This is a genomic window from Mesorhizobium sp. M0145, assembly GCF_040322355.1.
GTDB lineage: Bacteria > Pseudomonadota > Alphaproteobacteria > Rhizobiales > Rhizobiaceae > Mesorhizobium.
Map to the genome: position 1 here is coordinate 256,220 of NZ_JAMYTK010000001.1, position 13,825 is coordinate 270,044.

The window sequence follows — 13,825 nt, forward strand, 5'->3', positions numbered from 1 at the left end:
ACGGATTTATGCCGAAACAAAGGCGTTCGGAGCCTTTCGCATGGTGCCAACTGTTGCTCGAATGCAACGCCGCCGTCATGGAAATGCAATTTCCACTTCACAATGAATTAAAAAAGCCGGAACGCGCCTTGACATTTGTGCAGCGCACAATACGTTTGTTCTCGGACAGGGGTTCCTGTCCATGCCCTCCTTGGGCGTTTCCTCCCTAGACTTCGACCGTGTCGTGCAAACGATGCGGTCTTTTTTTACGCTGCCGCATGAGCGGCGAGTACCGCGATTCCGCGGCTATTCGGCGGCCAGCGGCAGATCCATGAAATTGTGATCGGGCATCGCCATCAGTTCGGCCGAAAACCGCGCCAGATCGTCGGCCAGGGCGTCGAAACCAGCCGATCTCTGGAACGTCCGCTCATTCATGTAGAGCCCGCGATTGACCTCGATCTGCAGCGCATGCAGATGGCGCACGGGGCGGCCATAGTGCTCGGTAATGAAGCCTCCGGCATAGGGCTTGTTGTGGGCGACGCTGTAGCCCATGCCGGTGAGCAGGCCGATCGCCGTCTCGGTCAACGCCGCCGCGGCGGAAATGCCAAAGCGGTCGCCGACGATGAAGTCCGGCCGCAATCCGCTGTCGCCGACCCTTATGCTTGCCGGCATCGAGTGGCAGTCAATCAGCACGGCGTAGCCGAAGCGCGCATGGGTTCTGGTCAAAAGCCGTTTCAGCGTCTCGTGATAGGGCTTGTAGACCGCTTCGATGCGCGCCACGGCTTCCGCCAGCGGCAAGCGGCCGGAATAGATGTCGAGCCCCTCGCCGACCAGCTTGGGCACGGTGCCGAGCCCGCCGGCCACCCGCGCCGAGCGGATGTTGCAGAATGACGGCACCGGTTCGGCGAACATGCGCGGGTCGAGTTCCCACGGCTCCCGGTTGACGTCGAGATAGGCGCGCGGGAAGTTTGCCGCCAGCATCGGCGCCCCGAGCGCGACGGCGCCGCCGAACAATTCCTCGACATAGCAGTCCTCTGAGCGGCGGATGGCGTTGCGGTCCAGCTTGGCCATAGCCATGAACCGGTCCGGATAGTAGCGGCCGCTATGCGGCGAGTTGAAGAGGAAGGGAACGCGCTGTTCGGCGCCCGATCGGATTTCGAAGGGTGGAACGACCGAAAAATCCTCGGCTGCCGTTTTCAATTTGAACGAACCCGGAAATACCAATGCATCATGATAGGAAAGTGCCACCTCGCCGCCCGCATGTCCAGCCGCCGAAGCGCAAGCCAAATCAGGATTGTGCGGCCAACGTTCACTTGATGTTTACCGTCACCTCCTCATATACAGCATGGTTAACGGGCTTGCCGCACGGCATTGTCGGTTGGGTGATTCGGACGGGACAAGATGGCACGCATTCTGCTGGCGGAAGACGACGACGACATGCGCCGGTTCCTCGTCAAGGCGCTGGAGCGCGCCGGTTATCAGGTCAGCGATTTCGACAATGGCGCCAGTGCCTATGAGCGGCTGCGCGAGGAACCTTTTTCGCTACTTTTGACCGACATCGTCATGCCCGAGATGGATGGCATCGAGCTCGCCCGTCGCGCCACGGAGATCGATCCCGACCTCAAGGTGATGTTCATCACCGGCTTCGCCGCCGTCGCGCTGAACCCTGATTCCAAGGCGCCGAAAGACGCCAAGGTGCTATCGAAGCCGTTCCACCTGCGCGACCTCGTCAACGAAGTCGAAAAGATGCTGCAGGCCGCCTGACGCGTTTTTTCTCGCGTCTTGACCGACCCGGCAAGCCAGCCATTCTTTCGCTTTTCCCGCTATTGACGTGCCGAACCAAAAATGGTGTATGCGCGGCTTCGGATGGGCGTGTAGCTCAGCGGGAGAGCACTGCATTGACATTGCAGGGGTCACAGGTTCAATCCCTGTCACGCCCACCATCCAGATAATCCCTCAATTGGCCGTCGGTATTTTTCGTCGACTGACGTTCCCGGCCTATACCGGCGTCAGGCCGCACCGAGGCGCAGATCGCCGGTCTCGACGTGCTCCAGAAACCAGGCATAGGTCTGTTCCAATCCGCTGCGCAGCGAGTAGCGCGGGCGCCAGCCGGTGGCGAACAGACGCGACACGTCCATCAGCTTGCGCGGCGTGCCGTCCGGCTTCGTCGCATCGAACGTTATCGCAGCATCGGCGCCAGCGACCGACACGATGGTGCGGGCAAGATCGGCAATGGTGATGTCTTCTCCCGAGCCGACATTGATGTGGCTGTCCCCCGAATAATTCTTCAGCAACCAGACCAGCGCGTCGGCGGCGTCGTCGACATGCAGGAATTCACGCATCGGCGTGCCTGATCCCCACACCTCCAGGCTCTTGCGGCCGGCGCGCCTGGCCTCGTGCGCCTTGCGCATCAGAGCGGGCACGACATGGCTGGAATTGAGGTCGAAATTGTCGCCCGGACCGTAGAGATTGGTCGGCATCGCCGAGATGTAGTCGACGCCGTACTGGCGCCGATAGGCCTGGCACAGTTTCAGCCCGGCGATCTTGGCGATCGCATACCATTCGTTGGTGGGCTCGAGCGGCCCGGTCAGCAAGGCGTCCTCGGAGATCGGCTGCGCCGCGAATTTGGGATAGATGCAGGATGAACCGAGAAACAGCAGCTTCTGCACCTCGTTGCGGAAGGCGCTGTCGATGACATTGTTCTGCATGACGAGATTGTCATGCAGGAAATCGACGGGAAGCCTGTTGTTGGCCAGGATACCGCCGACCTTGGCCGCCGCCATCACCACTGCATCCGGCTTGCGGTCGGCCATCCAGCGCCGCACGCCGGCCTGGTCGAGAAGATCGAGCTCGGCGCGCGAGGCGGTCAGGACTTCGCAATCCTCGTCGGCCAATCTGCGCAGGATTGCCGAGCCGACCATGCCGCGATGTCCGGCCACGAAAACGCGCTTGCCCTGAAGGTCGAAGGTCATCAGCTTACCCCAATGCAGAACGGCAGCTATGCCAGTTGGCCGGCGGAGCGCCGGATCGGCTTCTCTGTTGCCGGACGCATACCGCATACAGATTTGCCCAGACAAGGCAAATCGCAAGCTACCGAACCTGACTTTGGATCGGACAGCGTTTGCGATCAGATGCCTGCTACCGCGCAGAGGCTTGTCATTCTGGCAATCGCGAGTTCGGGGTCGGCCAGCAACCCTGCCTGGTCGGCAAGGCGAAAGACATCGGCATAGTGACGGATGCCGCGCGCCGATTGCATGCCGCCGACCATCGAAAAATGCTCCTGGTGGCCGTTCAGCCATGCCATGAAGACGATGCCGGCCTTGTAATATTCGGTCGGCACCTCGAAGATTTTGCGCGACAGCGGCACTGTCGGCGCCATCAGCGCGTCATAGCCGGCGCGGTCGCCGTCGGCCAGCCTTGCCAGCGCTGCATTGGCGACCGGCGCGATGGCATCGAAAATGCCGAGCAGCGCGTGCGAATGTCTGTCGCCGTCGCCGGCGATCAGCTCGGGGTAATTGAAATCGTCGCCGGTGAACATCAGCACGCCCTCAGGCAGCCGGTCCCTGAGCGCAATCTCCTTGCCGGCATCGAGCAGCGATATCTTTATGCCTTCGACCTTGCCGGCATGGCGTTCGATGATCGCGACCACCGTCTCCAGCGCAGTTTCGAAATCGCTGCTGCCCCAGTAGCCTTTCAGCGCCGGGTCGAACATGTCGCCCAGCCAGTGCAGGATGACCTTGCCGGAGGCCTGGGACAGGATGCGGTCGTAGACGCCGATATAGTCGTCGGGGCCTTTGGCGACCGCCGCCAGCGCCCGGCTGGCCATCATGATCGCCTTGCCGCCAAGCCCTTCGATGAAGCCGAGCTGTTCTTCATAGGCCGCGATGACATCGTCTAGCCTGCTGGCGCCCCCCGCCAGATGGTCGGTGCCGGCGCCCGACGCAAGATCGGCGCCTTCGACGCTGCGCGCCTCGGCGATCGAGCGGCGGATCAATTCCTTGGCATTCGCCCAGTCGAAACCCATGCCGCGCTGAGAGGTGTCCATCGCTTCGGCGACACGGAAGCCAAGCCGCCAGAGGTGATGGCGAAACGCCATCGTCTTGTCCCAGTCGACCGCGGGCCTCGACCACGGATCGGTCATGGCGAGGGGATCGGCAACGACATGGGCGGCGGCGTAGGCGATGCGCGAGAAGCGAGCGCCGGCCACAGGCTGCACCGGCTGGCCGACAAGCCGGTAGCGGACACGGCCGGCGCCTTCCCCGGGCAAGGTGATGTCCATGGCTCTCTCCCTTACCAACGCCTATTAAATGGAACGTTCCAACAAATCAAGATATTTTGCCGCCCTGCCTCGTGCAGCGAAAATTGCTGCATCGCAGCAGCCGAAAGCCCTGCTTGCCGGAGAATTGCGCCACCGAGCCGCATTTTTCCCGGGTTCGCAAAAACGCGATTGACTCAAATGCGCCGCAGGGATTAGATCGTTCCAATAAAATCGCACAAGAAACCACCGGGAGGACGGATCTGGATGGCCAGCCGGGCCAAGGCAACGATACTCGACATAGCCCGTGAGGCGGGCGTGTCCAAATCGACGGTATCGCTGGTGCTGCAAGGCAGCGGGCTGATCCGGCCCGAAACCGCGCTCAAGGTGCGCAAGGCGATCGAGGACGTCGGCTATGTCTACAACCGCGGCGCCGCCAATCTGCGCAAGGCCCATTCCAACGTCATCGGCATGGTCATCAACGATCTCACCAATCCGTTTTTCGCCGAGCTCGCGGTCGGCATGGAGCGCGTCTTCCAGTCGGCCGGCGTCGTGCCTTTCATCGCCAATACGGCTGAAAACCCGGTGCGCCAGGAAGAGGTTCTGAAATCGTTGATGGAGCAGGGTGTCGCCGGGCTCGTCGTGTCGCCGGCGCGCGGCACCACGCCTGGCGCGTTCCGTCGCCTTGAGACCGCAGGCGTTCCGGTCGTCTTCGTCATGCGCCGGCTTCCCGAAAGCCGTATCCCGGTGATCACGCCCGACAATCATCGCGGCGCCTATCTCGCCACCGCCCATCTGATCGGCAAGGGCCATCGCCGGCTGGCCTTCTTCGGCGGCTCGTCCGACCTTGTCGTCTATCACGAGCGCCTGGGCGGCTTTCGCGAGGCCTGTGAAGCGCTCGGCATCGAACCGGCCGACAGGCTGGTCTTCGAGGGCGAAACCAGCCGCAAGGGCGGTATTGCCTGCCTGGAAACCGCACTTGCCATGGCCGCGCCGCCGACCGCGGCCCTTTGCTTCAACGATGCGGTCGCCTTCGGCGTCTTGCTGGCGCTGCGCAAGCGCGGCCTGGAACCCGGCGCGGACTTTGCCGTCGTCGGCTTCGACGACGTCGCCGAGGCCGAGCACTATATGCCGGCGCTGACCAGCGTCGCGGTGAACACCGCCGGCCTCGGCGAGCGCGCCGCCCATGTCGTGCTGAAGATGATCCAATCGCGCACCACGCGCGCCGAGGATCATATCGGCGCCGTCAACCTCGTGGTCAGGGAAAGCTGCGGCCCCGATCGCAACGAGCATGGCTGTGCAGGAATGGGAGACGCGGCATGACCGTCAGTTGGGGGCTGATCGGCGCCAGCACGATCGCAAGACAGTTCATGATCGGCGCCATCCGCGCGCAGAAGGACGGCGAGATCGCCGCGGTGATGAGCTCCAGCCCGGAGCGCGCCGCCACTTACGCCAGTGAAAACCGCATTCCGGCGGCGGTCTCGACGCTCGACGCCCTGCTCAAATCCGATATCGACGCCGTCTACATCTCGACCACTAACGAATTGCATCTCGAACAGGCACTCGCCGCCATCGAGGCGGGAAAGCATGTGCTGTGCGAAAAGCCGCTGGCGCTGACCAGCGCCGACGCGCGCAAGATGGTCGCGGCGGCCAGGGCCGCCGGCGTCGTGCTCGGCACCAATCACCATCTGCGCAATGCCGGCTCGCATCGGGCGATGCGCGAAGCGATCGCTGCCGGCCGCATCGGCAGGCTGATCGCCGCGCGCGTCTTCCACTCCGTCTATCTGCCGGAAAACCTGCAGGGCTGGCGCATCACCAGGCCGGACGCCGGCGGCGGCGTGGTGCTCGACATCACCGTCCACGATGCCGACACGCTGCGCTTCGTGCTCGGCGACGATCCCGTCGAGATCTCGGCATTCACGCAGTCGGCCGGCATGGCCGCCGGCGGACTGGAAGACGGCGCCATGTGCCTCTGGCGCTTCGCATCGGGCGTCATCGCCCAATCGCATGAGGGCTTCACGACAAAATTCGCCGGCACCGGCTTCGAGGTGCATGGCAGCGAAGGCTCGCTGATCGCCAAAAATGTGATGACGCAGAAGCCGGTCGGCTCGGTCTTGCTTCGCACGGCACAGGGCGAGGAGGAATTGAGCTTCGACCGCGAAGACCTCTATGCCCGTTCGCTGCGCGAATTCCACGCAGCGATCCGTGGCGACGGCCAGCCGTCCGCCACCGGCGAGGACGGCGTCTGGTCGCTGACATCAGCCGAGGCGGCATTGCAATCGGCCAGGTCCGGAAACGCCGTTGCCATCGACCCGAAGCTCGGGAGCGCCGCGTGAGCAAGCTCGTTTCAGCGGCTGAAGCTGCCGGCCTGATCAGGGATGGCATGGTCGTTTCCGTGTCATCGTCGAGCGGCCTCGGCTGTCCGGATGCGGTGCTGGCTGCCGTCGGCGAGCGCTTCGACGCGGAAGGCCATCCCAGGGACATCACGACGCTGCATCCGATCGCCGCCGGTGACATGTACGGCATCAAGGGCATCGACCATCTAGCCAAGCCCGGCCTGTTGAAGCGCACTTTGTGCGGCTCCTATCCGTCCGGGCCGTCATCGTCGGAACCGCCGCAGATCTGGAAGATGATCGGCGACAATTCGGTCGCCGCCTATAACGTGCCGTCCGGCATCCTGTTCGACATGCATCGCGAGGCCGCGGCCAAGCGCCCCGGCGTGCTGACCAAGGTCGGGCTCGATACCTTTGCCGACCCGCGCCATCAGGGTTGCGCCATGAATGCTGCCGCCAGCGAGCCGATCGTTTCGGTGCAGCAGTTCGACGGCGAGGAATGGCTCTATTTCCGCTCGATCGTACCGCAGGTCGCGATCATCCGCGCCACCACGGCGGACGAGCGCGGCAACCTTACCTATGAGCATGAGGGTGCCTATCTCGGCGGCCTCGAACAGGCGCTGGCCGCCCGCAACAATGGCGGCATCGTCATCGCGCAGGTCAAGCGCGTCGTCGCGAACGGCACGCTGAAGCCGCACGATGTGCGCGTGCCCGGCGTGCTGGTCGACCATATCGTGGTGGCGCCCGACCAGTTGCAGACGACGCTGACGCCTTACGATCCGGCCATCTCCGGCGAGATCTTCCGGCCACTGTCGAGCTTTCGCAACGCCGAGATGAACGTCCAGAAGGTCATTGCGCGCCGCGTCGCCATGGAGCTTGCCGACGGCATGGCGGTCAATATCGGCTTCGGCATCTCGGCCAATGTGCCGCGCATCCTGCTCGAGGAAGGCCAGCACGGCAAGGTCACCTGGGTCATCGAACAGGGCGCGGTCGGCGGCGTGCCGCTGCTCGATTTCAAGTTCGGCTGCTCGTCGAATGCCGACGCCTTCATGCCTTCGCCGCACCAGTTCATCTATTTCCAGGCCGGCGGCTTCGACGCCTCGCTGCTGTCCTTCCTGCAGATCGACCGCCACGGCTCTGTCAATGTCTCGAAGCTTTCGGCGCGGCCGCATGTCACCGCCGGCGCCGGCGGCTTCGTCGACATCACCGCGCGGGCGAAGAAGATCGTCTTTTCCGGTTTCTTCAATGCCGGCGCCAAGTTGTCGCTTGCCGGTGGCGGCATCCGCATCGACCAGGAGGGCAAGGTCAAGAAAGTCGTCGGCGAGGTCGAGCATATCTCCTTCTCGGGCAAGCGTGCCGTCGCGCAGGGACAGGATATCACCTATGTCACCGAGCGCTGCGTGATGAAGCTGACGCCTGCGGGGCTGATGGTGACCGAGTTGGCGCCGGGCATCGACCTCGAGCGCGATGTGCTGGCGCAGGCCGAGATCCCGCTCGCCGTCGCCAACGACCTGAAAGTGACGCCGGATGCGCTCTACCGGGACCGGCCGATCGGCCTATCGCTCAATGGCGGCGCGTCGCTTGGAGGCGCACATGGCTGAGCGTCTGGTAACCTTTGAAACCGACGGCGCCATCGGCATTGTCACGCTGCGCCGGCCGGAGAAATTCAACGCGCTCGATATTCCGATGCTGCGGGCGCTGGAAGCGGCACTCGACGAGGCCGAGACAGCAACCCGCGTCCGCGTCGTGCTGGTCTGCGGCGAAGGCAAGGGCTTTTGCGCCGGCGGCGACGTCGAGGCTTGGGCAGAAATGAGCGCTGCCGATTTCCAGGTGCAATGGGTGCGCTACGGCCACCGCGTCTTCGACCGGCTGGCGCGGCTGCGGCAGCCGACGATCGCCGTTCTTGCCGGCCATGCGCTGGGCGGCGGGCTGGAACTGGCGGCGGCTTGCGACTTTCGCGTGGCGGAAACGCAGGTGAAGCTGGGGTTCCCCGAAACCTCGATCGGCGTCGTTCCCGGCTGGTCCGGCACACAGCGCGCCGTGCGCCGCTTCGGTGCGCAGGCGGTGCGGCGGATGGCGCTCGGCGGCGAGGTGTTTCTGGCAACCGATGCGATGGCAGTGGGGATGGTCGACAGGGTGGTCGAGACCGGCAAGGCGTTCGCCGAAGCCAAGGCCTGGGCCGGCAAGATCGCTGAGCGGGGGCCGCTCTCGACCGAAGCCGCCAAGCTGATGATTACAATCGCCGAGGGCGAAGAGAGTGCTGCCGCGATCGAAGCGCTGGCCAGCGGCTTCATCGCGCTGACAAGCGATCTCAGGGCCGGCGTCGAGGCTTTCAAGGCCAAGCAGAAGCCGGCGTTCTCAAGATCTTAGGAACCTGGAAATCACATGAACGCACCCCTCAACATCGCTATGCCCGCCGAGGCAGCCGCAGCGCCGAAAAGCTACCGGCTGCTGATCGGCGGCAGGTTCGTCGACGCCCAGGACGGCCGCACACTGGAGCGTAGCAGCCCCGGCCACGGCTTCACCGTCTCGCGCTATGCACACGCCGGCGCGGCGGACGTAGAGGCTGCGGTTCAGGCCGCGCACAAGGCCTTCGAGACCGGCCCGTGGCCGCGCATGAAGGCCGCCGAACGCGCCACGATCTTGCTCAAGGCTGCTGACCTGATCGAGGCGCGGCTGGACGAGATTGCCCGGCTCGACGCGCTGGAATCCGGCAAGCCGATTGCGCAGGCGCGCGACGAGATCGGCGGCGCCGTCGACATCTGGCGCTATGCCGCGGCACTTGCGCGGACGCTTCACGGCGAAAGCTACGCCAATCTCGGCGATGCCATGCTCGGCGTCGTGTTGCGCGAACCGATCGGCGTCGTCTCCATCATCACGCCGTGGAATTTCCCGTTCCTTATCGTCAGCCAGAAACTACCCTTCGCGCTCGCCGCCGGCTGCACGGCGATGGTCAAGCCGAGCGAGATGACCTCGGCCTCGACCTTTGTGCTCGGCGAGATCCTGATGCAGGCCGGCTTGCCGGACGGCGTCGTCAACATCCTTGCCGGGTTGGGCGCCGATGTCGGCGCACCGATGGTCAGCCATCCGCTGGTCGAGATGGTGTCGTTCACCGGCTCCACCCGCGTCGGCAAGATGACCATGGCGTCTGCCGCCAACTCGCTGAAGAAAGTCGCGATGGAGCTCGGCGGCAAGAACGGCCAGATCGTCTTTTCCGATGCCGACCTCGAGGCCGCCGCCGACGCGGCGGTGTTCGGCGGCTTCTTCAATGCCGGCGAATGCTGCAATGCCGGCAGCCGGCTGATCGTCCATGAGGCGATCGCCGACGAGTTCCTCGGCGCCGTCAAAGCCCTCACCGCCAAGGTGGTTGTCGGCGACCCGCTCGACGACCGCACCAAGGTCGGCGCGATGATCTCCGCCGACCATATGGCCAAGGTCACCGGCTACGTGACGGCAGCGGAAAACGGCGGCGGCCGGATCTGTAGCGGCGGCAATCAGCTTGCTTCGAGCGCCGGCCAGTATCTTGATCCGACCATCGTTCGCGACGTCACCGAAGACATGGCCATTGCACGCGAGGAAGTGTTCGGTCCGGTGCTCTCGGTGCTGACTTTTGAATCGATTGAAAGGGCGTTGCACATCGCCAACAACACGCCCTATGGTCTATCGGCGGGCGTGTGGAGCGCCAGCATCGATACCTGCATGTCGGTGGCGCGGAATGTGCGTTCGGGAACCGTTTGGGTGAACACGTTCATGGAGGGTTACCCCGAACTGCCTTTCGGCGGCTACAAGCAGTCCGGTCTCGGACGCGAACTCGGCAAGCGCGCCGTCGAGGATTATACCGAGGAAAAGACAATCCAGTTTCATCGCGGCCAGCGCACCGGATGGTGGGTCGGCTGAGTTGGGAAGAACCCGGTGGGCATCCGCCGGTCGTGTAAGTTCAACAAGGGAGGAAGTACATGTTGCGCAAACTGCTTATCGGGACGGCTCTCGCATCGGGCGTTGCGTTCGCGGCCCATGCCGAGGACGTCAAGGAAGTCCAGATGCTGCATTGGTGGACGTCGGGCGGCGAAGCTGCCGCTCTGAACGTGCTCAAGCAGGATCTGGCCAAGGAAGGCTTTGCCTGGAAGGACGTGCCGGTGGCCGGCGGCGGCGGCGACGCCGCCATGACCGCGCTGAAGGCGATGGTGGCAGCGGGCAACTACCCGACCGCCTCGCAGATGCTTGGCTATACCGTGCTCGATTACGCCGCAGCCGGCGTTATGGGCGACCTGACCGAGACGGCGATAAAGGAAGGCTGGGACAAGTCCGTTCCCGCGGCCCTGCAGAAATTCTCCGTCTATGACGGCAAGTGGGTCGCGGCTCCGGTCAACGTCCACTCGGTCAACTGGCTATGGATCAACAAGGCGGTGATGGACAAGATCGGCGGCACCGAGCCCAAGACCTTCGACGACTTCATTGCGTTGCTGGACAAAGCCAAGGCGGCGGGCGTCATCCCGCTCGCGCTGGGCGGCCAGAACTGGCAGGAAGCGACAATGTTCGACTCAGTCGTGCTGTCGACCGGCGGGCCTGAGTTCTACAAGAAGGCCTTCAACGACCTCGACGAGGAGTCGCTGAAGTCCGACACGATGAAGAAGTCGTTCGACAATCTCGCCAAGCTCGTCACCTATGTCGACCCGAACTTCTCGGGCCGGGACTGGAACCTCGCCACCGCCATGGTCATCAAGGGCGATGCGCTGGTGCAGGTGATGGGTGACTGGGCCAAGGGCGAATTCAACGCCGCCAAGAAGGTCCCGGGCACCGACTTCCTGTGCTACCGCTTCCCGGGCACCGACGGCAGCGTCGTCTACAACTCCGACATGTTCGGCATGTTCAACGTTCCGGAGGACCGCAAGGCCGCCCAGATCGCCCTGGCCACCGCCACGCTGTCGAAGAGCTTCCAGTCGGCCTTCAACGTCGTCAAGGGCTCTGTTCCGGCCCGCACCGACGTGCCGGACACCGATTTCGACGCTTGCGGCAAGAAGGGCATGGCCGACCTGAAGGCCGCCAATGAAGGCGGCACGCTGTTCGGTTCGCTGGCGCAGGGCTATGGCGCGCCTCCCGCGGTTGCCAACGCCTACAAGGATGTCGTCTCGAAATTCGTGCACGGCCAGATCAAGACCTCGGACGAGGCCGTGACCCAACTGGTCAGCGCGATCGAAGACGCCAAGTAAGGCACCCGCCCATGTGAATGATCTCCCCGGCGCAAGCCGGGGAGATCCCCTGCGGCGAGGTTTTGCGGTTGCGCCGACCGGCACGCTTTCGTGCCGCAGAGCCCGAGACAGCAGAATTCCGGACCCGCCATACGGAATGGACAGATGAGCACAGTTGCTGAAACCAGTATCACGCTGACGCCGGAGCACGATGCCCGTCCGGGCGCCACGGTGCGCTCGCGCCTTCAGGACGCGCTGCCGAAGCTCGTGCTGGCGCCGAGCTTCGCCGCCACTATCGTCTTCGTCTACGGCTTCATCCTGTGGACGATCTATCTGTCCTTCACCAATTCCAAGACCTTTCCCTCCTATGCGATCACCGGGCCACGCGCCTATCAGCGGCTATGGCGCTGGACTTTCGAAAGCGATCCGCCGTCCTCCTGGTACACGTCGATCACCAATATGGGGATTTTCGGCTTCCTCTATATTTCCATCTGCCTGGCGCTCGGCCTGTTCCTGGCGATCCTGCTCGACCAGAAGATCCGCGGCGAAGGTGTGCTGCGGCCGATCTACCTCTACCCGATGGCACTGTCGTTCATCGTCACCGGCGTTGCCTGGAAATGGTTTCTGGACCCCGGCCTCGGCCTCGAGCAGACGCTGCACCAATGGGGCTGGACGAGCTTCCATTTCGACTGGATCAAGAACAAGGATTTCGTCATCTACACAGTGGTCATCGCCGGCGTCTGGCAGGCGTCGGGCTTCATCATGGCGATGTTCCTGGCCGGCCTGCGCGGCATCGACGGCGAGATCCTGAAGGCGGCGCAGATCGACGGCGCCACCACCTTCCAGCTCTACCGTCGCATCGTCATCCCGCTGCTGCGGCCGATCTTCCTGTCCGCCTTGATCGTCCTCGCGCATCTCGCCATCAAATCCTACGATCTGGTGGTCGCGCTGACCAGCGGCGGGCCGGGCGGTTCGGCCTGGCTGCCGTCCAACTTCATGTATGAGTACACCTTCAAGCGCAACGAGATGGCCGTCGGCTCGGCCAGCGCCGTGATCATGCTGATGACCATCACCGCGATCATCGTTCCCTATCTCTATTCCGAGCTTCGGGAGAAGCCGCGATGAGCGCCGTGGCCACTCCTGCTCGCCAGAGCACTGGCGGTATCAGCGCCAGGACGGTCAACCGTATCGTCATCTACGGGCTGCTGGCGCTATTCGCGCTGTTCTATCTGATGCCGCTGTTCGTCATGCTGGTGACCTCGTTCAAGACCATGGACGAAATCCAGAACGGCAACATGCTGGCGCTGCCGCAGGAGCCGACCTTCGCACCTTGGATAAGGGCGTGGAGCGAGGTTTGCTCGGGTCTCACCTGCGTCGGCATGAAGGGTTATTTCTGGAACTCGATCAAGATGGTGGTTCCGGCGGTCATCATCTCGACCCTGCTCGGCGCGCTCAACGGCTATGTGCTGACGAAGTGGCGCTTTCGCGGGGCGACGCTGGTGTTCGGGCTGATGCTGTTTGCCTGCTTCATTCCGTTCCAGTCCGTCCTCTTGCCGATGGCAACGATCCTCGGCAGCCTCGGCCGGTTCGGCGTCAAGCTGCAGAACGCGACCGGCCTCACCTTCGGCTTCGGCAATCCGACCGTGAACCTGGTGTTCGTTCACGTCGTCTACGGCATCGGCTTCACCACCCTGTTCTTCCGCAATTATTACGAAGCGTTTCCGAACGAGCTGGTGAAGGCGGCGCAGATCGACGGCGCCAGCTTCTTCCAGATCTTCCGGCGCATCATGCTGCCCAACTCGCTGCCGATCATCGTGGTGACGGTGATCTACCAGTTCACCAACATCTGGAACGACTTCCTCTTCGCTTCCGCCTATGCCGGCTCAGGCGACGTGATGCCGATGACGGTGGCGCTGAACAATGTCGTCAACACCTCGACCGGCGTCGTCGAATACAACGTCAACATGGCGGCGGCGATGATCGCCGCGCTGCCGACGCTCCTCGTCTACGTGCTCGCCGGCCGCTATTTCGTGCGCGGCCTGATGGCCGGCGCCGTCAAAGGATAATCG

12 protein-coding genes and 1 tRNA gene are annotated in these 13,825 nt (G+C 63.6%); 10 read left to right on the forward strand and 3 right to left on the reverse strand.

Annotated features, from left to right (window positions below; translation table 11 throughout):
- Positions 1-285: 285 nt before the first annotated feature.
- Positions 286-1,227 (reverse strand): N-formylglutamate amidohydrolase, encoded by a 942-nt coding sequence (locus tag NKJ28_RS01315; protein ID WP_352488728.1) that lies wholly within the window; start codon positions 1,225-1,227, stop codon positions 286-288.
- A 153-nt stretch (positions 1,228-1,380) separates the two neighbouring features.
- On the opposite strand from NKJ28_RS01315, the gene cpdR reads away from it, so the two are divergent.
- Both cpdR and NKJ28_RS01325 read left to right on the forward strand, forming a co-directional pair.
- Positions 1,381-1,743 carry a cell cycle two-component system response regulator CpdR gene (gene cpdR / locus NKJ28_RS01320; RefSeq protein WP_006199474.1) on the forward strand — a complete coding sequence of 121 codons (363 nt, stop codon included), beginning with the start codon at positions 1,381-1,383 and terminating at the stop codon, positions 1,741-1,743.
- A 104-nt stretch (positions 1,744-1,847) separates the two neighbouring features.
- Positions 1,848-1,922 (forward strand) — tRNA-Val (locus NKJ28_RS01325).
- Positions 1,923-1,988: 66 nt separating this feature from the next.
- Here NKJ28_RS01325 and fcl read toward each other — a convergent pair.
- Both fcl and NKJ28_RS01335 read right to left on the reverse strand, forming a co-directional pair.
- On the reverse strand, positions 1,989-2,951 hold the full coding sequence (fcl, locus tag NKJ28_RS01330) for a GDP-L-fucose synthase (RefSeq protein ID WP_352633674.1): 963 nt from the start codon (positions 2,949-2,951) through the stop codon (positions 1,989-1,991).
- A gap of 155 nt (positions 2,952-3,106) precedes the next feature.
- Complete coding sequence (locus tag NKJ28_RS01335) at positions 3,107-4,258, reverse strand: dihydrodipicolinate synthase family protein (RefSeq protein ID WP_352633676.1); 1,152 nt, start codon at positions 4,256-4,258, stop codon at positions 3,107-3,109.
- A 243-nt stretch (positions 4,259-4,501) separates the two neighbouring features.
- Here NKJ28_RS01335 and NKJ28_RS01340 point away from each other — a divergent pair, with 243 nt between their 5' ends.
- The 8 genes from NKJ28_RS01340 (at position 4,502) to NKJ28_RS01375 (ending at position 13,822) form a co-directional block, all read left to right on the forward strand.
- Positions 4,502-5,557: a LacI family DNA-binding transcriptional regulator gene (locus NKJ28_RS01340; protein ID WP_352454053.1), complete on the forward strand. Its 1,056-nt coding sequence runs from the start codon at positions 4,502-4,504 to the stop codon at positions 5,555-5,557.
- Positions 5,554-6,570: a Gfo/Idh/MocA family protein gene (locus NKJ28_RS01345; protein ID WP_352568156.1), complete on the forward strand. Its 1,017-nt coding sequence runs from the start codon at positions 5,554-5,556 to the stop codon at positions 6,568-6,570. Before NKJ28_RS01340 ends, NKJ28_RS01345 begins: the two co-directional genes overlap by 4 nt.
- Complete coding sequence (locus tag NKJ28_RS01350) at positions 6,567-8,168, forward strand: acyl CoA:acetate/3-ketoacid CoA transferase (protein WP_352454051.1); 1,602 nt, start codon at positions 6,567-6,569, stop codon at positions 8,166-8,168. The genes NKJ28_RS01345 and NKJ28_RS01350 overlap by 4 nt, the downstream gene beginning before the upstream one ends.
- Positions 8,161-8,937 carry an enoyl-CoA hydratase/isomerase family protein gene (locus NKJ28_RS01355; protein ID WP_352633679.1) on the forward strand — a complete coding sequence of 259 codons (777 nt, stop codon included), beginning with the start codon at positions 8,161-8,163 and terminating at the stop codon, positions 8,935-8,937. The genes NKJ28_RS01350 and NKJ28_RS01355 overlap by 8 nt, the downstream gene beginning before the upstream one ends.
- Positions 8,938-8,952: 15 nt before the next feature.
- The gene (locus NKJ28_RS01360; RefSeq protein ID WP_023675370.1) at positions 8,953-10,464 is read left to right on the forward strand and encodes an aldehyde dehydrogenase family protein; all 1,512 of its coding nucleotides are present in this window, start codon (positions 8,953-8,955) and stop codon (positions 10,462-10,464) included.
- 59 nt (positions 10,465-10,523) lie between these two features.
- Complete coding sequence (locus NKJ28_RS01365; protein WP_031194023.1) at positions 10,524-11,777, forward strand: ABC transporter substrate-binding protein; 1,254 nt, start codon at positions 10,524-10,526, stop codon at positions 11,775-11,777.
- A gap of 144 nt (positions 11,778-11,921) precedes the next feature.
- Positions 11,922-12,881, forward strand: coding sequence for a carbohydrate ABC transporter permease (locus NKJ28_RS01370; protein WP_023675368.1), 960 nt, complete (start codon positions 11,922-11,924; stop codon positions 12,879-12,881).
- On the forward strand, positions 12,878-13,822 hold the full coding sequence (locus NKJ28_RS01375) for a carbohydrate ABC transporter permease (protein ID WP_023675367.1): 945 nt from the start codon (positions 12,878-12,880) through the stop codon (positions 13,820-13,822). Before NKJ28_RS01370 ends, NKJ28_RS01375 begins: the two co-directional genes overlap by 4 nt.
- The last annotated feature ends 3 nt before the right edge of the window (positions 13,823-13,825 follow it).